The sequence below is a fragment of the Blautia sp. AF34-10 genome (assembly GCF_003477865.1).
GTDB classification, from domain to species: domain Bacteria; phylum Bacillota; class Clostridia; order Lachnospirales; family Lachnospiraceae; genus Fusicatenibacter; species Fusicatenibacter saccharivorans.
On the sequence record NZ_QUED01000007.1, the window covers coordinates 102,536 to 124,911 of the forward strand.

The following is a 22,376-nucleotide window of genomic DNA, read 5'->3' on the forward strand; positions in this document are numbered from 1 at the left end:
TAGCGAAGCAGATTGCGAATATCCGCTTTGACAAAAATTAAGGGGAGGTGCGCATGGTTACGAATTTTGATTATTTGAAAAAAGAACCTAAATTTTCCGCCTTTGCCGATGCTGCCGTGTCCGCAGAAAAAATCATTTTACTCGACCCGGAGGCCAGTATTTTGAACAGCCGGCGGGCGATGGAGTTTGCGGTGAAATGGATGTATTCTGTGGATAATGCGCTCGAGATGCCGTACCAGGACAACCTGCAGAGTCTGATGAACAGTGAGGATTATCGCCAGACAATCGGGCCGGACTTGTGGAAGCGGATGGATTATATTCGGCGGAGCGGAAATAATGCGGCACACAGCAGCAGAAAACTGGGACGGGATGAAGCGATGCTTTGCCTGGAAAATCTTTTTATTTATCTCGATTATATTGCATACTGCTATTCCGACCAGTATCAGCGGAGAGCCTTCGACAAAACATTGATCATAGCACGGATAGAGAAAGCGAAAAAGTCGAAAGAAGATGCGAAGGCAGCAAAAGAAGCTCTGGAGAAAGAACAGGAGAAAGCGGCACAGCAGGAGCTTGATCTGAAAAAACTGAGTGCAGAAAATGCTTCTCTGCGGGAAGAACTGTCCGCACGCCGTCAGGAACAGCAGCAGACGTATGTTCCCAAACCGCTGGAACTGTCCGAGTATCAGACGCGAAAACTTTATATCGATTCCATGCTGACAGAAGCAGGCTGGGTAGAAGGCAGAGACTGGCTCAATGAGGTGGAAATTCCGGGAATGCCGAATAAATCGGAGGTTGGTTTTGCTGATTATGTCCTTTATGATGATATGCACCGACCACTCGCGGTAATTGAAGCAAAGCGTACCTGCGTAGACGTTTCCAAGGGAAGACAGCAGGCAAAACTGTATGCGGATCTGCTGGAAAAAATATACAAAAGACGTCCCATTGTCTTTCTTACAAATGGATTTGACACGCGTATTATTGATGGCCAGTATCCGGAGCGAAAATGTTCTGTGATTTATTCGAAGAGAGATCTGGAAAAGTGGTTTAATTTGCGGTCTATGCGCACAAGTCTGAAGCATATTACCGTGGACAAAAATATTGCGGGACGCTATTACCAGGAAGCTGCGATCAAAGCAGTGTGTCGCAGCTTTGATGAAAAGAACCGCAGGAAAGCACTGCTTGTCATGGCGACCGGTTCTGGCAAGACGCGAACGGTGATTGCACTGTGCGATGTATTATTAAAGGCAGGCTGGGTAAAAATGTTCTTTTCCTGGCAGACCGGAATTCACTTGTTACGCAGGCAAAACGAAGTTTTGTGAACCTGCTGCCAAATCTGTCCTGTACCAATTTGGTTGAAGAAAAGGATAACTACAATGCGCACTGTGTTTTCTCTACGTACCAGACAATGATCAATTGTATTGATACAGTTCATGACAGCGAGGGAAAACTGTTTACCTGCGGCCATTTTGATCTGGTGATCTGTGATGAGGCGCATAGATCAATTTACAATAAGTATCGGGATATTTTTAATTATTTCGATGCGCCGCTGGTAGGACTCACTGCAACGCCAAAAGATGAAATTGATAAAAATACGTATGAAGTCTTTGAACTGGAAAACGGCGTTCCGACGTATGGATATGATCTGGCGCAGGCGGTAAAAGACGGTTATCTTGTAGATTATGTTTCGGTGGAATCGCGATTGAAATTCATCGAACAGGGAATTGTGTATGATGAATTGTCGGAGGAAGACAAAGAAACGTATGAGGCAACATTCGAAGATGAGAACGGAAATCTGCCGGAGTCAATCAGTTCCTCCGCGTTAAATACCTGGATTTTTAATGAAGATACCATAAAACAGGTATTGCATATTCTGATGACGAATGGCATCAAGATTGATTATGGGCAGAAGCTTGGAAAAACAATTATTTCGCGAAAAGCACAAGCATGCCGAAGAAATACTCAGAGTTTTTCGAAAGGAATATCCACAGTATCCAGATGACTATGCAAAAGTGATTGATAATAAAATTGAGTATGCACAAAGCGCAATTGATGAATTTTCAGATGCGAAAAAAATGCCTCAAATTGCAATCTCTGTGGATATGCTGGATACCGGTATTGATGTGCCGGAGGTGCTGAATCTGGTGTTTTTCAAAAAGGTGATGAGTAAGGCGAAATTCTGGCAGATGATTGGACGTGGAACACGACTCTGCCCGGGCTTGCTGGATGGCGAGGATAAGCAGAAGTTTTATATTTTTGACTTTTGTGGAAACTTTGAGTTTTTCCGAATGAATAAAGGGAAAGCAACTGCAAATATGATTGCTTTGCAGGGAGCAATATTTAATTTGAAATTTGATATTGCCTACAAACTGCAGGATATTTCCTATCAGGTGGACAGACTGATTGCGTACCGTGATGCGCTGGTAAAACAGATGACAGAAAAGGTGCGGGAGCTGCCGAGAGATAATTTTGCGGTAAGGCAGCATCTGAAATATGTAGATTTGTACTCGGATGAAAAAAACTATAATGCTCTTACCTATGAAGATACGTTGCTTGTGCGTGAAGAAGTGGCACCGTTAATTCTTCCTGATAAAGATGAGGCAAGTGCAGTTCGTTTTGATGCATTGATGTATGGAATTGAACTGGCATATTTGATTGGAAAAAAATATACACGGGCCCGCAGTGATCTTATGAAAAGAGTAGCTGGTATTGCAAACGTTGCGAATGTTCCGGAAATTCAGCACAGTCAGATCTGATTGGGCAAATTCTGCATACAGATTATATTGCGAATGCGGGAATCAATGAATTCGAAGAAATCCGGGAAAGATTACGGGATTTGATGAAATATATTCTAAAAACGAAATTGCTTTATAATACCAATTTTGATGATGACTTATTATCCATCGACTGGCGCGAGTCTGAACTGGAAAATGATGAGCTGAAAAATTATAAAGCAAAAGCGGAGTATTATATCCGGCAGCATCAGGACACGATTGCAATTGCGAAACTGAGAACAAATCAGCCGCTGACAGAAATGGATGTTGCCAGTCTGGAAAAAATTCTCTGGAATGAGATTGGTACGAAGCAGGATTATGAGCAGGAATTTGGAACGAAACCTTTGGGAGAATTTGTCCGGGAAATTGTCGGACTCGATATGAATGCAGCCAAAGAAGCGTTTTCAGAGTATCTGACGAATGCCGATTTTGACAGCAGACAGATTTATTTTGTGAATCAGATTATCGAATATATTGTTCATAATGGAATGATGAAAGACCTTTCCGTGCTTCAGGAAGCGCCGTTTACAGATCGGGGAAGTGTTGCGGAAGTCTTTACAGATCTGGCAGTCTGGATGGGCATTCGGAAAGTAATCAATCAGATTAACGAAAATGCGGTAGCGTAAATTCTAAAAAAAACATAAACATCGGCAAATTTCTTGACACGGAAATTTGCCGGTGTTATTATTTAACACACGTAAATAAATAACACTGTTAAGCATTTGCGGCAAAAGGAGGGGGAAAACATGAAAGATGCATTTGAAAAACTGTTTCGTGCGGTGCACCAGTTTAAAAAACTGAACGTATCAGACCTGATTCCGGGACTCAGCAGTTCCGAATTTTCCGTTATGGGTGCGATTTTGCAAATGGGAGAAAACGGAAAAATTACAAGCTCAGAGCTGGCGGCGAAGACCAAAACGCTTCCGCCGGCTGTGTCGCGGACACTGCGCGGACTGGAGGAAAAAGGATATGTAGAGCGGAGCGTTGACAAAAAAGACCGCAGGAATACATATATCAGTCTGACAGAGAAGGGCTGGAAAAAAGGGGAAGAGGTACGGGACAGAATGCAGGACTTTGGCTGCTCTGTGATGTCACAGTTAAAGGAAGAGGATATAGATCAGCTGGTTGCTTATCTGGATCGTATCTATGAGATCGCAGAAAAAGAAATTGACACCCGAAAACGACAGAATTAGTGTGCCGGCAAGCTGGTACACAAAAAAAGACAGAAAGGGGAAAAAATGAGTAAGATTTTCAAGAACATGATCCCGTACTGGAAATCGATTCTCGTGATTCTTGTGCTTCTGTTTGTCCAGGCGTGGTGCGACTTGTCGCTCCCGTCGTATACATCCGACATCATCGATGTGGGCATTCAGAACAGCGGCGTCGAGCACGTTACGCCGAAACGGATCACCGAGGAAGAATTTCAGACGGCCGAGTTTATCATGACGGATGATGAGGTGGATTTATGGGAAAGCCTCTATACGAAAAAGGACGGCTATTATGAACGGAACAAAGCTTCTGAAAAAGAACTTGATGAAACAGACGATACACTGACCGTTGCACTGCTGATGAATTACCAGATGGGTGCGATGGAGGAGGATACCTTTAAACAACTCATGGCACAGCAGACCGGTCAGGATGCGTCGGTGTTTGAAAACATGACGATTGAGCAGATCGGCGAGATGATGCATGTGGAGCTGAAGAGCTTCCAGCAGGAAAAAGAGGATGACGATGGAAACAAAGTCGAAGTCACCTGTGTGGATGTCCGTCCAATCTTTGCAGCGATGCTCGAGAGCGGACAGATGGATAAAGACACCGTGCTCTCGATGCGCGACAGCATGGAAAAAACGCTTGATACGATGGGAAGCTCCCTGGTAAAATCGATGGGCATTGCGTATGCAGTTTCCGCAGACAAAGCGGCGGGTCTCGATGTAGACCAGATTCAGAAAACGTACCTTCTGACCGCAGGCCTCAAGATGGTCGGCATGGCACTCCTGATGGGTGTGGTAACTGTTCTCGTCGGACTGTTTGCCTCCCGCGTCGGCGCCGGAATCGGCCGCGATCTGCGCGAAAAAGTATTCAAACGGGTTGTCGGATTCTCCAATGCGGAGATGGATCAGTTCTCCACCGCATCGCTGATTACCCGAAGCACGAACGATATCCAGCAGATCCAGATGGTCTCCGTCATGGTGCTGCGAATGGTTGCCTACGCTCCGATCCTTGGCATCGGCGGTGTGCTGAAAGTCATGAAAACGGGAGCCGGTATGGAATGGATCATTGTTCTTGCGATCATCGTCATTCTCGGCTACGTGATGCTGCTTGTCTCCCTTGCGATGCCGAAATTCAAGCTGATGCAGAAACTGGTCGACAACATCAACCTCGTATCGCGTGAAATCCTGACCGGACTCTCTGTCATCCGTGCGTTCGGAAGAGAGGACAAAGAGGAAGAGCGCTTCAACGGTGCGAATAAGGAACTGACCAAAACAACCCTGTTCACCAACCGCGTCATGACCTTTATGATGCCTGGTATGATGATGATTATGAACGTGCTGACTGTCGGAATCGTATGGGTCGGTGCACATAAAATCGATGCCGGCACGATGCAGGTCGGTGCAATGACTGCATTTATTACCTACGCCATGATGATCGTCATGTCTTTCCTGATGCTGACAATGATGTCAATCATGCTGCCGCGTGCCGCTGTTGCCGCCGGCCGTATCGATGAAGTCATTCAGACAGAATCCTCCATTCAGGATGTCAAAAATCCGGAGCAGCTGGAGGTTCATAACGGAGTTGTCCGCTTCGATCACGTCAACTTCCGTTATCCGGGCGCCGAGGAGGATGTGCTGCATGACATCGACTTCCTTGCCGAGCCTGGCAAGACGACGGCGATCATCGGAAGCACCGGCTGCGGTAAATCGACGCTGGTCAACCTGATCCCACGTCTCTATGATGTGACGGGCGGAAAGATTACGCTCGACGGAAAAGATATTCGAAACATTACGATGAAGGATCTGCGCGATGAGATCGGTTTCGTGCCGCAGAAAGGTGTGCTGTTCTCGGGAACGATCGCATCCAACCTGCGCTTCGGAAAAGACGATGCGACGGATGCGGAGATCGAAAAGGCAGCCGCAATTGCGCAGGCAACCGAGTTTATCGAGGCAAAAGATGACAAATACGAAACCGCGATTGCACAGGGCGGAACGAACGTATCCGGCGGACAGAAACAGCGTCTGGCGATTGCGCGTGCGATTGCAAAAGACCCGAAAATCTTTATTTTCGACGACAGTTTTTCTGCACTTGACCTGAAAACGGATGCGGCGCTTCGAAAAGCACTGGCGGAGAATGTCAAAGACAGCACCGTGATCATCGTGGCACAGCGGATCAGCACGATTCTCCATGCGGAGCAGATTCTGGTGCTCGATGACGGAAAGGTAGTCGGAAAAGGTACGCATGAGGAACTGCTGAGAAGCTGCGAGGTTTACCAGGAGATTGCGAAATCCCAGCTGTCAGAGAAAGAGCTTGGACTGAAGGAAAGTGAGGTGGCTGACCATGAGTAATGAAATGAACCAGCAGCCGCGCAAAAGAGGACCGATGGGACGGATGGGCCGCGGCATGCAGCCGGGCGAGAAGCCGAAAGATCTGAAAAAAACGATCAAACAGCTCGCTCAGTACATCGGAAAATATAAAATTGCGATTTTTATCGTTATGATCTGTGCCGCATGCTCAACGGTGTTCAACGTTGCCGGACCAAAGATTCTCGGAAAAGCTACGACCGCACTGTCCGAGGGACTGATGGAAAAGATCCGGGGCACAGGAAGCATTGATTTTGCAAGAATCGGAACGATTCTGCTGTTTGTACTTGGCCTGTATCTGATGAGCGCCCTGTTCAGCTTCATCCAGGGATGGATCATGACGGGCGTGACGCAGAAGGTGTGCTATCAGCTTCGAAAAGAGATTTCGGAGAAGATCAACCGTATGCCGATGAAATATTTTGAGAGCCGCACGTACGGTGAAGTGCTCTCACGCATCACAAATGATGTCGATACGCTTGGCCAGGGACTGAACCAGAGTATCACGACGATCATCACCTCGTTGGCAACGCTCATCGGTGTTCTGATCATGATGCTGAGTATCTCCCCATTGATGACGCTGATCGCGCTTGTGATCCTGCCGATTTCAATGGGACTCATCGGACTCGTGACAAAGAAATCACAGAAATTCTTCCGTGCCCAGCAGGAATATTTAGGCCACATCAACGGTCAGGTTGAGGAGGTTTACGGCGGCCATCTCGTCATCAAGGCATTTAACCGCGAGAAGGATACGATCGAAGAGTTTGAAAAAACCAACAATATTCTTTACGATTCCGCATGGAAATCCCAGTTTTTATCCGGTATGATGCAGCCGATTATGATGTTTGTCGGAAATTTAGGCTACGCCTGCGTGGCATTGACCGGCGGACTTCTGGCGATCAAAAACGTGATCACGATCGGTGATATCCAGGCATTTATCCAGTATGTGAAAAACTTTACCCAGCCGATTCAGCAGATTGCGCAGGTTATCAACATGGTACAGTCGATGTCGGCGGCATCCGAGCGTGTCTTTGAATTCCTGAACGAGGAAGAGGAAGACCAGATTGTCGAGAATCCGGCAGCAATCGAGACTGTGACAGGAGAAGTCACCTTCGACCACGTACATTTCGGCTACAACCCGGAGCAGATCATCATCAACGATTTCAGCGCCAAAGTAAAACCGGGCCAGAAAACCGCGATCGTCGGCCCGACCGGAGCCGGAAAGACGACGATGGTCAAACTGCTGATGCGCTTCTACGATGTCAACAGCGGAGCCATTCTGCTGAACGACCACAACATCAAAGACTTCAACCGCAGAGAGCTGCGCGATGCCTTCGGTATGGTCCTGCAGGATACGTGGCTGTTCAAGGGAACCATCATGGAAAACATCCGCTACGGCCGGCTCGATGCGACAGATGAAGAAGTCATCGCAGCAGCAAAAGCCGCAAGGACCCACCACTTCATCCAGACCCTGCCGGGCGGCTATCAGATGGAACTGAATGAAGATGCCAGCAATGTGTCGCAGGGACAGAAACAGCTGCTGACGATTGCACGCGCAATCCTTGCTGACAACAAGATTCTGATCCTCGACGAGGCAACCTCATCCGTCGACACCAGAACCGAAATCGAGATCCAGAAGGCCATGGATAACCTGATGAAGGGCAGAACAAGCTTCGTCATCGCCCACCGGCTGTCCACGATTCGTGATGCGGATCTGATTCTCGTCATGAAAGACGGAGACATCATCGAGCAGGGCAACCATGAAGAACTGCTTGCGAAGAATGGGTTCTATGCTAACCTTTACAATTCGCAGTTCGAGGATATAGTTGCGTAACAGCCTTTGCGGGCGATATAAATTTATTGTAACAACACCTGAGTTGGCAAAACGGTTCAGGTGTTGTTTTTTTCTCGAGGGAAAATCTCGTTACATTTTCCCGTCAGGCAAAAAAGCTCTCAGAGCAGAATGATCTGATGTTTGTCCCAGATCATGCATGTTATCCCAGGTTACTTGAGAGAAAAGAAAAAATTTGGTATGCTGTTGAGAAGTAGAATCTTCGATAAGAAGCACGGGGGAAAATAATGAATTTAATTTTATGTGATGATGATAAAGTGTTTTTAAATAAACTGGAAATCAGAATTCGAGGTTTATGTCAGAAACATAAGATTGCAGTGGAAATGGAGTGCTACGTATCTGCGAAGGAGATGCTGGAAGGAATCAAAAATCTTGATGAGATTTCTGTTTTTTTTATTGATATCGATATGCCGGAAGTGAATGGATTTGAGGTTGCATCGTATCTGAAAAAGTGGAACAGGGAATGTTGCATTGTGTTTGTATCGAATAAGGATGATCTGGTGTTTCAGTCATTGGTGTATCATCCATTCTTTTTTATCCGCAAGGCACATCTGGATGAGGAACTGGAGCCGCAGCTGCTGGAACTGCAGAAAAAGGCAGGAAAGAAAGTTCCCCAAATAGAACTGCAGACAGGGCGTCAGAGTGTAAAACTTGCATTGCGTGATATCTGGTTTGTGGAGAGCGAGAAGAACTATCTGCTTTTTTATCGGGAAAAAGATACGAGGGATGAGGCGATTCGCGTAAGGATGAAAATGTCAGAAGCGGAGAAAAAACTAGAAGCGCATAAATTTGTAAGGACCCATAAAGGATATTTGGTTAACATGAACTATGTATATCGGTTGCGCGAAAAAGAACTTCTGCTATTGAACGGGAAAAGCATTCCTGTCAGCAGAAATTATCTGAATCAGGTTCGAATGAAAATTATGGGAGTGGTGATGGAATGAGTGCAGCATTTTGGAAGGTCTTTGAACTTGCAATTTCTGTTTGGGAAAACATACTTTTGTTGGAATTCTGCATGGATTTTATGCAGCAGAAACCCAGAGGGAAAAAAGGTAAAGTTTTGTGGGGAATTGCAGTGCTATTTGGGCTAATCTTTCCTGCGTTGGAAAAGTATCCTGCGTTATATGACAGGTGGGAAATGTGGATCACATTGATTTGGCTTTTTGTCTATTTGATGGTGGGTACACAGGGAAGTGTTCTGAGAAAGGTTACTGCAGCGGTAGTTGCGAGAGCAGTATTGATGATGGTAAACACAGCGATCCTTTTCGGCGGCAGTTTTATCCTTCAAGAAAGTGTTGCATCGTTTATTCAAGATCAGGATACAGTAAGAATTGCGCTCGTGCTATTATCAAAAATTTCTTATTTTTTTGTTGGTAAATTACTAAATAGTCTTTTGTTTGAACGAGAGAATCTGATAAGCTGGCAATGGATTGTCATGGGATGCAACCTTGTTTTCTCAATTATTGCGGGAGATACTATGATTTTGGTAGTAAGAGATCTGCCAAGTGTGCAGATGCAGGAACAGAAATGGATTTTGCTGTGCGTATGCTGTATCTGGCTGATGTGCCTGATTATGTACTTTATAGTACAGCAAATGAGCAAGGATAATCAAACAAAGCTAGAATATGAACTGATGAAAAAAAAAGAGAAATATTCAAAGGAAAGTATGGAAATTATTAAGAGAAGTAATGAAGAATTACGAGAATTTAAACATGATTTGAAAAATTATCTTTTACCTCTGCAAGAGGCAATGGAGACCATGCCGCAGTCGGAAATGGTAAAGGTATGGGAAAAAATTAATCAGAAAATTGAAGATGTGCAGACACTGATTCAGACCGGAAACAGTTATGTGGATTCTATGATTAATACAAAAATTACTCTTGCGAGAAGTGAAAAAGTAGATGTGAAATGTACGATTCTGAGCAAAATGGAAGGAATTGATGATTTGGAGTTTTGCACTGTGTTTGGAAATCTCATGGATAATGCGATTGAAGCAGAGCGGAAAGTTACAGGGAAGAAAGAAATTATAATTTTTGTAGAGGAAAAAATGGGATATCTTCGGTTGGAGATTCAAAACAAAATTGAGAAATCTGTTTTAAATGAAAATTCAAGTTTAAATACGACGAAGAAAGATACAAGCAGTCACGGGATTGGGCATAAAAGTGTAAAACGGACGATGGAAAAGGTAGGTGGTGCGTTAAAGTATTATGAGACAGAAGATTTGTTTTGCGCAGAGGCAGTGTTTCCGATAAAATAAGATAAAACGTAATAAAAAAGACTTTGTTTGTATGAAGGAAGCAAAAAGAATGCGGATTTCAAAGAACAAAGTCTTATTTTTGCTATCTGTACTGATTATCCCAGATAGAGCATGATATCCCAGATCCGTTGACGATGGAAAAAAATTTCGCTATGCTTCGAGTAACAGAAGAGAAAGAACGAAATTATGAAAAGAGGGGATATATGGGAAAGAAAGTGTTGGGAATTATGGTGATATTACTGTTCTTTACAGGATGTCAGAATATGGGGAATGAGTCAGAAAATTTGCAGCAGGTAGAAAAACAGGAAAATGGAGAAGAACGGAATAGTTCTATCAGCAATGATGAAACGGAAACAAATGTGACACATGAAAATGATCAGGAATTAAGCGATGGTGAGCATATTAGTTTTCAGCTTGGCAGTCAGGCAAAAATTGATGCGGTTGTTGACATGCCTGACAAAAAATGGAACGAGTTTGAAAAATGTGTGATAGAAGTGGATGGATTTCAAGGAGAAAGTGTGTTCAATAAAATACTTGGGAAAATCCCGGAAAGTGGATTGGAAACAAGAAAAGGAGACACAGGAGAGCCGGATGTTTGTTATTCGTATGAGGGAATACTTGGCGAACAATTAAAAAATCAAAATGGAACGGTGTCTGTCAGCAATATATTAGGAGTGGAAACGGAAGAAGGAAAAAAAGTTTATTATAATTTACCTGTTGAATATATTACATCAGCCTATGGTGAAGGGATTTTGGTCAGAGACAATGAGCAGAAAATTTCATTGGAAGACGAAGAAAAGCTGATAGAGGAAGGAAAAGAGTTTGTTAGATGGATTGGAGACTGGGAAAAAGTTGAATTGACCAGTAAATACAGTTTTTCGTATGAACAGATGGAAAAACAGCAGGAATTAATGGAACAGGCAATCGAGAATGGAGAATTGCTAAAGCCTCAGAAGATTCAGAAATATGAGTGGTCAAAAGCAGATGATTGTTTCCTGGTGTTTTTTCAGGGTTATCTGAATGGGGTTCCTGTATTATGCAATGAAATTAACCGGCAGGATGATCTTTATATTCCGTCATCTAAAATACAGGCTGTTATAACGGAGGGCGGGATTCAATATCTTCAAGCAGTTAATCACTATGCTATCCGGGAAAAGGAACCGGTATCTCTTGCGGAAAAAGATATTATCTTGGAAACGCTGAGAAATAAGTATGATTTGGCAATTGCTGAGCCGATTACGCTGGATCAGATGAAACTGATTTATTACCCGATGACAACGGGAAGAAATGAAACGGGGCATTGGATGTGCGATATGATTCCTGCGTGGCAGTTTCGATTTATAGAAGATGAGATCGAACAGTATGTTTACATCAATGCACTGGATGGACGGGAAATTGCAGGGTGAGTTTGTCTGAGCTTTATGATTTACTCAAAGAATAAATTATTTTTGTGAAAGATGTGGCTCCGGGCTAAGCGGGGTCACATCTTTTATAGAGGCGAAGAGAAGTTTCGAGAGAGGGAATGTACCAACCGGTAAAACCATCTCGAAAATCAAAACAGAAAGAAGGTGATCTTTCATGAAGTTTTTTCGAATGATAAAAATGGATTTTAAAAGAATGTTTTTATCAGGAAAATTTTATTTTGCCATCGCAGGTGCGATGCTGGTTACCGTGTTAAACATCAGTCAGGAAGCAATGCAGAGCCGGTGGAATGCATCGGTATATTACCTGGTTGTCAGCAGTCATGGTGTGGGGGCATTTTTTGAAGTGTTTTCTGTGCTGGCTGTGCTGCCGTTTGCGCTGAGCTATTGGGAAGACAGCAGAAATGGCTATCTTAGATGCATTGAGACACGCATAGGGAGAACAGCATATGCTGGTCGCATCTGGTGGTTGCCTTTTTCGGCTCTGTGATCAGTATTTTTCTGGGAATGGCAGTTGTTTATGGCGTTTTGGCATTAAAAATACCGTGGATAAAAAAAGAAGAGTTTGAAACATTAACAGGCAGTTTAAGCTATGGAAATGGACTCGTTCTGCCGTTTTACCTTGCCGCAAGATTTGGAGTTGAGGCTGTCAAGTATGCATTTATGGCAGTTTTTGCGCTTATGATATCGGGAAAAATAAAAAATCTGTTTGTGCTGGTCAGCACACCGGCTCTTTTTTATTATGCAAGCCAGCTTGTAGCAGAAGCGTTGCAGCTGCCGGGCCAGATGAGATGGTACCAGCTCCATGGGGGAAGTATCCGGAATGTTAAGGATTTTTTTGTGATAGCTGGTTATTTCCTTATTCTGACAGGAATGGAAGGTGTAATTTTCGTGCGAGTGGTAAAGAGGAGTGCGCAGAATGGATAGAATACGGATGAGTCTTCGGGTATGTCAGATACGTTTACGGAAAACATTCACAACACCACGGTTTTATGTTGCGCTGTTGTGGATTGCGATCCTTTTTCATGTAATGACGGCGGGGATTCGAGGCTTCTGCGAGCAGACCGGAGTTGATGTGACTTTTTGGATGCTGCCGTTTATGACCAGATATAATGGAGACCAGATTATCATCGCTTTTGGGGCTCTGTTGCTTTTCTGTGATGCTCCGTTTCTGGAACCGAACAGCGGGTGGCAGATTCTGCGGGCCGGGCGGAAAAGCTGGTTTTGGGGAAACATGCTGTACATTGTGGTTGTTTCCTTTTTTTACACCATATGCTTAAGTATGATTCCGGTACTGCTTGTGTTTCCGAATGTAGGGTGGGAAACCGGATGGGGGAAGGTGATCAGTACGCTGGCTCAGACGAATGCGGCATATACCTTTGACCAGGAACCGTTGGATTACCTGATCCTTTCGAGATTTTCGCCGCAGGAGGCCATGGGGCTCACAATGCTTGCGATCTGGTGCCTGTCGGTTATGACAGGCGTTGTGAGTTATGCAGGAAATTTTCTGGTACACAGAGGATTTGGAATCGTCATCAACTGCGGCATCGCACTCACCGCGCTTCTGCTGAGCAAATTTTCCAGCATCACAATCGGCTATTACTGCGCGCCGCCGCTTTGGATGAATATTGCAAGCTACAAGTGGCAGGGGTATGGAAACGGGCCGTCGATAGCATATGTTTACAGTGTCTTTGCAATTGTCATCGGCGCATGCACGATCCTTTCGTATCTCGGGATCCGGAAAAAGGATCTGAACTTTGTGGAGGAAATCTGAAAGAATGGAAGAAAAGATAAGAATAGAAAACGTGACAAAAAAGTTTGGCAGCTACGCGGCGCTGGACGGGATCAGCCTGAGCTTTGAAAAAGGAAAAATTCACGGAATGATCGGAAGAAACGGAAGCGGCAAGACGGTTCTGTTCAAATGCATCTGCGGATTTCTCCGGGTGGACGATGGCGCGGTTTTTGTGGATGGAAAGCAGATCGGGAAAGAGATCGAAGCGCCGGAGAGTATTGGCGCCATCATCGAGACGCCGGGTTTTCTTCCGGCTACAGCGCCAGACAGAATCTGCAGTTTCTTGCCGGCATCCGCAGGAAGACCGGAAAAAAAGAGATCGATGAGGCTATCCGAAAAGTCGGGCTGGATCCGGAAGCGAAGAAGCATGTCGGTAAATATTCTCTCGGTATGCGCCAGCGCCTCGGCATTGCACAGGCGATTATGGAAGAACCTTCTCTTCTGATCCTAGACGAACCGATGAACGGTCTCGACAACCAGGGCGTGCAGGAGATGCGGCAGCTGTTTTTGAAACTGAAAGACGAAGGAAAAACGATTCTTCTGGCCAGCCACAACCGGGAAGACATCGCAGCACTGTGCGATACGACGGTGGAGATTGACAGAGGAAAGATTGTAGGCTGACGGAAAAAAGTTGCTCGTTTTTGGTGAATCTCATTGTCTTCCGGTGAAGCAGAGAATATAATAAAAACACAGAGAAGATCGAATCTTACGCTATTTGGTGTAGGATGGAGACAGGGAAAACAAAAAAAGATTACGAAAACGAGGACATGAACAATGGCAGACAGACACACAACAGAAAAATTGCTGGAGGGCGAACGCCTTTCCGGAAAGGTGACACTCTTTGCAAAAGTAACGATTTTACCGGGTGATGAGCTTCCGTATCATGAGCATCATGGGGAGACAGAAGCGTATCACATCCTGTCCGGTGCGGGTATGTATCAGGATAACGACAAAACCTACCCGGTGCAGGCGGGCATGACGACGTTCTGCGAGGACGGCAGCGGCCATGCGGTTTCCTGCGCAGGGGAAGAACCGCTCGTGTTTCTGGCGATGATTCAGAAAAAAGTAGAATAAGCAGGTACGGATATGAGCAGAAAGAAAAAGCCCAGAATGGAATACCGCTATTACGAAGTGCCGGAAAAATGCCCGGTGCTGGTGCTGCAGGGAGAAAAATGGTTGCAGAATTATGGGTACCAGATTGATTATCTGCATTTTCATAACCTGATGGAGATCGGTTTCTGCTATTACGGTGAGGGAACGATTGTTTTGGAAGATGAGGAACTGCCGTATCATGGCGGTATGTTTACGGTGGTGCCGAAAAACTTTCCGCATACAACAAACTCAAAAGAAAACAGTGTATGTTCCTGGGCATGGGTGTTTGTGGATGTGGAAGGATTTATTACAGAGCTGTATAAGGGCAATATGCGCATGGCACAAAAGCTGATTGCGCGTATTAACCAGAAGGCCCATTTTGTGAAAAATGAGGAAAGGCCGGAGGTCGCGGAGATGATCAAACTGATCATTAAATGCATGGGTGAAAAACGGGAATTTTATCTCGAGGAAGTGAAAGGACTGACCAGAGCGCTTCTGATGCAGATTGCCAGATGGAATGAAAGGGACGAGGAGCAGGAAAAGAATTCTATTGTAGATGATGCCAGTATCGCTCTGATTCTGCCTGCGCTGGATTATATTGGAGAAAATTATAAAGAGATTCTTCGAATTGAGGAGCTGGCAGAGGTATGTCATATCAGCGAAACACATCTGCGCCGTATTTTTCAGGAATCCATGCGGATGACGCCGGTTGAGTACATTAACTGGGTCCGGATCCGGGCGGCATGTAAGGAACTGCGGAAAACAAATATTTCTGTAAATGAGATTGCAATGCGAAGCGGATTCACAACAATTTCTACATTTAACCGTAATTTCCGCCGGATTCTTGGTGTATCTCCACAGCAGTGGCGAAGTGCACCGGAACATTATGAACGAAAATTGTTGAATTTTGATATAAAAACACAGGAAGGATGGTGATGTCCGTCAAAATGCCTATAAATGGTTGAAAATGCATAACATAGAGTTAAAAATGCGCACAAACGACGGGAAAATATGTTATACTTTGTACATGTTGAGGGAATAAAAACATAAAAAATGTACAAAACAACCAAAAAATTTCTGTGCTGTAAAAAGTGCGGAGGTTCCGGTTGTAAAATAACATCTTAAGGAGGATGTGCAATATGAAAAGAAAAATTGTATCAATCGTAATGGCATCAGCAATGGTATTTGGACTGGCTGCATGTGGTTCCAGCGGAGGAACTACAACAAGTTCCAGCAACGGCGGAAACGATGCATCAGCAGCAAGTGAAACCACTGCAAAATCAGAGAGCAGCGACGTAGTAGAGGGCGGCTCTGATGATGACAACACCTTAACCGTATGGACCTGGGACCCGAACTTCAACGTTTACGCGATCAAGAAAGCAGCTGAAATTTATGCACAGGATCACGAAGGATTCAAAGTAGAAGTCAGCGAAGTACAGTCCGACGACATTGAAACCCGTCTGACCACAGCAGTTTCCGCAGGAGACTTAAGCACTCTGCCGGATATCTTCCTGATGCAGGATAACTCCTTCCAGAAATATGCAACCAACTATCCGGACATCTTCACCGATCTGACCGATTCCGGAATTGATTTCAGCGAATTCTCATCCGCAAAAGTTGCTTACTCTACTCTGGATGGGAAGAACTACGGAATTCCGTTCGACAATGGTGCCGTTATCGAGTGCCTGCGTACTGATATGCTGGAGCAGGCAGGCTTCACCGTAGATGATTTCACAGATATCACCTGGAATGACTTTATGGAGAAAGCAAAAGTTGTCAAAGAGAAAACAGGCCAGCCGATCCTGACATCTCAGGCCGGATCTCCGGACCTTGTTATGGAAATGCTGCAGTCTTGCGGTGAGTCCCTTTTCAACGAAGATGGATCTGTCAACATCGTAGACAACAAAGCACTGAAACCAATCCTTGAGATTTACAGCCAGATGGTAAAAGATGGCACTCTTGTAGAGGTTACTGACTGGGATCAGTACATTGCATCCATCAACAACGGAACCACAGCAGGCGTTATCAACGGATGCTGGATTATGGCTTCCATCACAGCAAACGAAGATCAGTCCGGTAAATGGGCGCTCACCAATATGCCAAAACTGGACGGCATCGACGGAGCAACCAACTACTCCAACAACGGTGGTTCTTCCTGGGCAATTTCTTCCAACTGCAAGAAAACCGATCTTGCCATTGACTTTATGAAATCTACCTTCGCAGGCAGCACAGCTCTTTACGATGACATCATCGCAAAAGGCGCTCTGGCAACCTGGGCACCGGCAGGAGATTCCGAAGCATATGCACAGCCAGTTGCATTCTTCAGCGATGATCCGGTTTATGCAAAAATCGTTGATTTCGCAACCAAGACTCCATCCAACATCACTGGAGCATTCTACTACGATGCACGTGATGCTGTCGGAACCGCACTTTCCAATATCATCCAGACAGGAGCAGATATGGACAGCGAACTTCAGACCGCACAGGAAACTGTAGAGTTCAACATGGGTGGCTGATATCCTGCAATACATAAAAAAGTAGGACGATAAGAAACGGGTCTGCTTCCTGGACAGACAGAAGCAGGCCCGTTCTGTATCTATGCGGTGTGTGTTTGAAAAATGATTTCTGCAGGAGAACATGAAATGTTGTCTGCAAAAAGATTTTTTCAAACACACGCCAGGTAAAAAAAGAAAGGAAGATTCCATGAGCAGTCAGAAGAAAAAAGGAATGAACTTGGAAAGAAAACAGAATCTTACCGGCTGGGCTTTCCTGATGCCGGCAACGATCCTGATCGCATGGATGAGCTTTTATCCGATGATTCAGGCATTCATCCTGTCTTTACAGACAGGTATGGGCATCAACCTGAAATTCAACGGATTTGCAAACTATGCCCGTATTTTAAAAGACCCGACCTTTAAACAGACCTTAAGCAACACCTTCTTTTATCTGATTATTCAGGTGCCGATCATGCTGATCCTCGGCCTGATGTTTGCTTCCATGCTGAACAACAAAGATCTGCGTTTTAAGGGACTGTTCCGTACCTGCATTTTCCTGCCGTGCGCAACATCTCTCGTATCTTACGCGATGATCTTCCGTTCCCTGTTTGCAAATGACGGTTTTATCAACACCGTTCTCCGCGGCCTCGGCATGAACCCGATCATGTGGTTCTCCAATGCGTGGACAGCCCGTGCGGTTATCATCATCGCCCTGATCTGGAGATGGACCGGATACAACATGGTCTTCTATCTCTCCGGTATGCAGAACATTGAATATTCGATCTACGAAGCAGCCAAAATCGACGGCGCAAGCCCGCTGCAGACTTTCTTCAAGATCACCGTTCCACTGTTAAAACCGATGATTTTGCTGACCACAATTACTTCTACCAACGGTACTCTGCAGCTGTTCGATGAGTCCCTGAACCTGACAAACGGAGGTCCTGGAAAATCAACCATGACCATGTCTCATTATATTTACAATATGTCCTTTGTACAGAGCCCGAACTTTGGCTATGCGGCAGCAATGTCCATCCTGATCCTGATCATGGTAGCCATTCTGGCACTGCTTCAGATGAAAGTAGGTGACGAGCGATAATGGGAAAAACAAAGAAATTCTTCATGTATCTGGTTTTAACGGTAGCATCCCTCCTTTCTGTATTTCCGCTGTACTATATGTTCTGCGCGTCTACGAACAGAAGTATTGATGTTATTGCCGGAAAACTGATTCCGGGTACTTATCTGATGGAAAACTTCAAGTCACTGATTGCGCAGCAGAACCTGCGTCTTGCACTGTGGAACTCGTTCCGGAATGCAACGGTACTGACGGTCCTTTGTCTTCTGGTCTGCTCAATCGCAGGTTATGGATTTGAAATTTATCATGACAAAGCGAAAGATGCGGTATTTACCGTGCTTCTGACTGCGATGATGATCCCGTTTGCAGCAATCATGATCCCGATGTTCCGCATGTTTTCACAGTTAAAAATGGTCAACACGATGGTAGCATTTATGCTTCCTTCGATTTCCACTCCGTTTATGATTATGATGTTCCGTCAGGCTTCCCGTTCTTTCCCGCACGATATCATCGAAGCGGCAAGACTGGATGGTTTAAGCGAGACAGGAATTTTCTTCCGCATGTATATGCCGACCATGAAATCGACCTATGCGGCAGCAACGATTATCACCTTCATGAATGCATGGAACAACTATCTGTGGCCAAAGGTTATCTTACAGAACAATGATTCCATTACCATGCCGATGCTGGTAGCGAACCTGCTCGGTGGCTACACGGTAGACTATGGTGTACTGATGCTCGGTGTATTTATCTGTACGATTCCGACCGCAGTCATTTTCTTCTGTTTCCAGAAGAGCTTTACGGAAGGTATCACAGGTGCTGTAAAGTAAAAATTTTCCCACATGGACAGATTAGATTGGGCTGTAATCGTACGGAAAATTTTGAGGGTACATAAAAAAGAAAAGGTGGATATTTATTTTCTGGATGAATATCTGCCTTTTTTTACGATAAAAGCCTTAAAAAATGTTAAAATAAGAGAAACAAAAAAGGAGGACAACAAAAATGGGTGTGTTTCAGTATGAAAAAGTCAAGGATCCGACGTATTTTGGAGAAAACCGTGTGCCGGCACATTCGGACCACAGATACTATGGTTCTGTGGAAGAAATGGAGCAGAAGGTGGAAAACTTCCGGTACAGTCTGAATGGATTGTGGAAATTTCACTATGCAAAAAACTATGAGAGCACGATTCCGGGATTTGAAACACCGGAATATGACTGCAGAACATGGGATGATATCCGTGTGCCGGCGCATATCCAGATGGAGGGTTACGACGCACCGCAGTATGCTAACGTGCAGTACCCATGGGAAGGAAGAGAAGAAATCCAGCCGGGCGAGATTCCAGAGCGTTTCAACCCGACGGCTTCCTATGTGAAATATTTTGAAGTGCCGGAACAGATGAAGGGAAAACGACTTTTTGTTTCTTTCCAGGGAGCAGAGAGCGGCATTGCCGTATGGCTGAACGGAGCTTTTATAGGTTATAGCGAGGATACCTTTACGCCGTCCGAGTTTGAACTGACACCGTACCTGAAAGAGGGAGAAAACAAACTGGCGGCGCAGGTATTCAAGTGGACAAGCGGCAGCTGGTGCGAAGATCAGGACTTCTTCCGCTTTTCCGGTATTTACCGGGATGTCTATCTGTATACGATTCCAGATGTACATATTTTTGACCTGAAAGTACAGACTCTGCTGGATGATACGTTTACCAGGGCAGATCTTGTCGTTGATACAAAAACGATCGGAAAAGGAAACGTAAAGCTTACGCTGGCGAAGGATGGAACTGTACTGCAGAATACGGAAGGTGTGCTGCATGGTGAAACACAGTTTGTTCTGAAGGTGGATCATCCAGAACTGTGGTCTGCGGAAACACCGGTGCTGTATGATCTTCTGCTGGAAGTAACCGCAGAGGATGGAACGGTGCAGGAACTGATTCCACAGAGAGTTGGATTCCGCCGCTTTGAAATGAAAGACCACATCATGACACTGAATGGAAAACGGGTTGTCTTTAAAGGCGTCAACCGTCACGAGTTCAGCTCGGTATCCGGCCGTGTCGTTTCACGGGAAGAGCTGATCAAAGATCTGACGACGATGAAGCAGAATAATATCAATGCCATCCGTACCTGCCATTACCCGGATGCGGTCGGCATTTACGATCTCTGCGATGAATACGGTATTTACATGATTGCAGAGTGCAACATGGAATCTCATGGAACGAGAGATACGGATGCCGTACGGAACGGGGATTTCTCAGGTGTCGTACCGTGCGACCGTCCGGAGTGGATGGACTGCATGCTGGACCGTGTCAACTCGATGTATCAGAGAGACAAAAACCATCCGGCGATTCTGATCTGGTCCTGCGGAAATGAATCGTTCGGCGGAAAGGTTATTTTTGAAATGTCTCAGTTATACCGGAAGATGGATCCGACCCGCCTTGTCCATTATGAGGGAGTGAACGATGACCGCAGATACAACGACACCAGCGATATGGAAAGCCGGATGTACACCACGGTCAACGAGATCCGGGAATTTTTAGCGAAAGACCGCAGAAAGCCGTATGTCTGCTGTGAGTATGCCCATGCCATGGGAAATTCCTGCGGCGCCATGAAGAAATATATGGATCTTGCCGAGGAAGAACCGCTGTTCCAGGGCGGCTTTATCTGGGATTATATCGACCAGTCAATCTACAAAAAAGACCGCTACGGAAAAGAATTTCAGGCGTACGGCGGCGATTTTGACGATCATCCATGTGATTACAATTTCAGCGGAAATGGTATTGTATACGGCGGCGAGCGCGATGCTTCCCCGAAGATGCAGGAAGTAAAATTCTGCTATCAGAACATTGCTGTGGATGTACAGAAAGACAAAGCAGTTGTAAAAAATAAGAACCTGTTTGTGAATACTGATGCGTTTGACTGCGTGGTAATTCTCGAAAAAGAAGGAAAGAAACTGAAAGAAGTGCCGATGGAAGTTTCCGTGGAACCGCTTTCCGAAAAAACAGTGGAGCTTCCGATTGCCGTACAGACACTTCCGGGCGAGTATGCGGTGACCGTTTCCTTCCGCCTGAAAGAAGATAACGTATGGGGCAAGCGCGGCCATGAAGTTGCATTCGGACAGGGTGTTTATGAAGTGGAAGCACCAGCGAAAGCAGAAAAACCGGCGAAATTTGAAGTGATCCGTTCCAACCATGATTTTGGTGTGCGCGGCGAGAATTTCGATGTGATGTTCTCCGATCTGAACGGCGGACTCGTATCGTACCGTTACGGCGGCGTTGAGATGATCAAAATGATTCCGAAACCGAACTTCTGGCGTGCGCCGATCGACAATGACTGCGGAAGCCTGATGCCGATGCGTTACAGCCAGTGGAAGATTGCTTCGATGTATCTGTCCCACAAATATCCGAACGGCAGCCATTATCCGGGACTGTATGCGCCGGAAATCGAAGTACACGAGGACTGCGCAGAAGTCAGCTACCGCTATGTAATGCCGACCACACCGGCGAGTGAGTGCCGTCTGACCTACCGTGTCTTCGGCGATGGAAGCATTCAGACGACGCTGACGTATGATCCGGTGAAAGAGCTCGGCGATATGCCGGAATTCGGCGTGATGTTCAAGCTGGATGCCGATTACGACCACGTTACCTGGTACGGCATGGGACCGGAGGAGACGTATGTGGACCGCTGCGCCGGAGCAAAGCTTGGCGTTTATAAGAATAAAGTCGAAGACAATATGGCGAAATATCTCGTTCCGCAGGAGTGCGGCAACAAGGTTGGTGTACGCTGGGCAACCGTGACGAACCGCAAGGGCCGTGGTATGATGTTCAGCGGCGACAAGATGGAATTTTCCGCACTGCCGTACACACCGCACGAGCTGGAAAATGCGATGCATCCGTATGAACTGCCGCAGGTACATTACACCGTTGTGCGCGTGGCAAAACAGCAGATGGGTGTCGGAGGAGACGACAGCTGGGGTGCACAGACCCATCCGGAATACCTGATTCCGGTTGACCAGAAACTGGAATTTACCTTTACATTCCGAGGCATTTGAGAATAAAAGGA

At 45.6% G+C, this 22,376-nt stretch carries 15 protein-coding genes and 2 pseudogenes; all 17 read left to right on the plus strand.

The features are described from left to right. The first annotated feature begins 53 nt into the window (after positions 1–53). Positions 54–3,397 (plus strand): annotated as a pseudogene (locus tag DWZ60_RS20670) (DEAD/DEAH box helicase family protein). 120 nt (positions 3,398–3,517) lie between these two features. Then, positions 3,518–3,964, plus strand: coding sequence for a MarR family winged helix-turn-helix transcriptional regulator (locus tag DWZ60_RS06270; protein WP_022461451.1), 447 nt, complete (start codon positions 3,518–3,520; stop codon positions 3,962–3,964). A 45-nt stretch (positions 3,965–4,009) separates the two neighbouring features. Then, entirely contained in the window at positions 4,010–6,331 is a 2,322-nt protein-coding gene (locus DWZ60_RS06275) for an ABC transporter ATP-binding protein (RefSeq protein ID WP_119221403.1), read from the plus strand. Beyond that, positions 6,324–8,177: an ABC transporter ATP-binding protein gene (locus DWZ60_RS06280; RefSeq protein WP_119221404.1), complete on the plus strand. Its 1,854-nt coding sequence runs from the start codon at positions 6,324–6,326 to the stop codon at positions 8,175–8,177. The genes DWZ60_RS06275 and DWZ60_RS06280 overlap by 8 nt, the downstream gene beginning before the upstream one ends. A gap of 245 nt (positions 8,178–8,422) precedes the next feature. Further along, on the plus strand, positions 8,423–9,139 hold the full coding sequence (locus tag DWZ60_RS06285) for a LytR/AlgR family response regulator transcription factor (protein WP_117510077.1): 717 nt from the start codon (positions 8,423–8,425) through the stop codon (positions 9,137–9,139). Beyond that, the gene (locus tag DWZ60_RS06290) at positions 9,136–10,452 is read left to right on the plus strand and encodes a sensor histidine kinase (RefSeq protein WP_119221405.1); all 1,317 of its coding nucleotides are present in this window, start codon (positions 9,136–9,138) and stop codon (positions 10,450–10,452) included. The genes DWZ60_RS06285 and DWZ60_RS06290 overlap by 4 nt, the downstream gene beginning before the upstream one ends. A gap of 203 nt (positions 10,453–10,655) precedes the next feature. Further along, positions 10,656–11,858 carry a hypothetical protein gene (locus DWZ60_RS06295; RefSeq protein WP_147397726.1) on the plus strand — a complete coding sequence of 401 codons (1,203 nt, stop codon included), beginning with the start codon at positions 10,656–10,658 and terminating at the stop codon, positions 11,856–11,858. 187 nt (positions 11,859–12,045) lie between these two features. After that, entirely contained in the window at positions 12,046–12,363 is a 318-nt protein-coding gene (locus tag DWZ60_RS06300) for a hypothetical protein (protein ID WP_147397727.1), read from the plus strand. Between the two features lie 17 nt (positions 12,364–12,380). Continuing rightward, positions 12,381–12,800 carry a hypothetical protein gene (locus tag DWZ60_RS06305; RefSeq protein WP_147397728.1) on the plus strand — a complete coding sequence of 140 codons (420 nt, stop codon included), beginning with the start codon at positions 12,381–12,383 and terminating at the stop codon, positions 12,798–12,800. Then, positions 12,793–13,647, plus strand: coding sequence for a hypothetical protein (locus DWZ60_RS06310; RefSeq protein ID WP_119188788.1), 855 nt, complete (start codon positions 12,793–12,795; stop codon positions 13,645–13,647). Before DWZ60_RS06305 ends, DWZ60_RS06310 begins: the two co-directional genes overlap by 8 nt. A 4-nt stretch (positions 13,648–13,651) precedes the next feature. Further along, a pseudogene (locus DWZ60_RS06315) lies at positions 13,652–14,286 on the plus strand (ABC transporter ATP-binding protein). Positions 14,287–14,439: 153 nt separating this feature from the next. Further along, positions 14,440–14,739 (plus strand): cupin domain-containing protein, encoded by a 300-nt coding sequence (locus tag DWZ60_RS06320; RefSeq protein WP_022461296.1) that lies wholly within the window; start codon positions 14,440–14,442, stop codon positions 14,737–14,739. A gap of 12 nt (positions 14,740–14,751) precedes the next feature. Further along, entirely contained in the window at positions 14,752–15,693 is a 942-nt protein-coding gene (locus tag DWZ60_RS06325; RefSeq protein WP_022461295.1) for an AraC family transcriptional regulator, read from the plus strand. A gap of 203 nt (positions 15,694–15,896) precedes the next feature. Then, positions 15,897–17,273 (plus strand): ABC transporter substrate-binding protein, encoded by a 1,377-nt coding sequence (locus tag DWZ60_RS06330; RefSeq protein ID WP_117801878.1) that lies wholly within the window; start codon positions 15,897–15,899, stop codon positions 17,271–17,273. A gap of 187 nt (positions 17,274–17,460) precedes the next feature. Beyond that, positions 17,461–18,348 carry a carbohydrate ABC transporter permease gene (locus tag DWZ60_RS06335; protein WP_022461293.1) on the plus strand — a complete coding sequence of 296 codons (888 nt, stop codon included), beginning with the start codon at positions 17,461–17,463 and terminating at the stop codon, positions 18,346–18,348. Then, a complete protein-coding gene (locus DWZ60_RS06340) occupies positions 18,348–19,154 on the plus strand; it encodes a carbohydrate ABC transporter permease (RefSeq protein WP_243038232.1) in 807 nt (268 codons plus the stop codon). The genes DWZ60_RS06335 and DWZ60_RS06340 overlap by 1 nt, the downstream gene beginning before the upstream one ends. 172 nt (positions 19,155–19,326) lie before the next feature. Continuing rightward, positions 19,327–22,365: a glycoside hydrolase family 2 TIM barrel-domain containing protein gene (locus tag DWZ60_RS06350; RefSeq protein ID WP_119221411.1), complete on the plus strand. Its 3,039-nt coding sequence runs from the start codon at positions 19,327–19,329 to the stop codon at positions 22,363–22,365. The last annotated feature ends 11 nt before the right edge of the window (positions 22,366–22,376 follow it).